General features: G+C 69.8%; 1 protein-coding gene. It reads left to right on the forward strand.

From position 1 onward, the window contains the following. Positions 1 to 301, forward strand: a 301-nt coding sequence (locus MKL11_RS31030; RefSeq protein ID WP_243950859.1) for an NAD-glutamate dehydrogenase domain-containing protein, incomplete at both ends; no start/stop codon positions are given.

A 301-nucleotide genomic window follows, 5' to 3' on the forward strand; every position in this document is an offset into this window, starting at 1 on the left:
ATCGGCCGGAGGATTTCCGCACCGAGATCCTGGGCCTCGTTAAGGCCCAGCAGGTGAAGAACGCCGTGATCGTCCCGGTGGGTGCCAAGGGCGGCTTCTTCCCCAAGCCCCTGCCGCCGGCCTCGGACCGCACAGCCTGGATGCAGGAGGGGCCCGAGAGCTCCCGGCTCTTCATCCGCACGCTGCTCGTGCTCACCGACAACATCGTCGACGACGCCTTCCCGCCGCCCCCCGACACCGTCCGGCCCCACCCCGACGACGCCTATCTCGTGCTCACGGCCGACACGCGACCGTCCACCTC

The organism is Methylobacterium sp. J-077, assembly GCF_022829365.1.
In the GTDB taxonomy this organism is placed as follows: Bacteria; Pseudomonadota; Alphaproteobacteria; order Rhizobiales; family Beijerinckiaceae; genus Methylobacterium.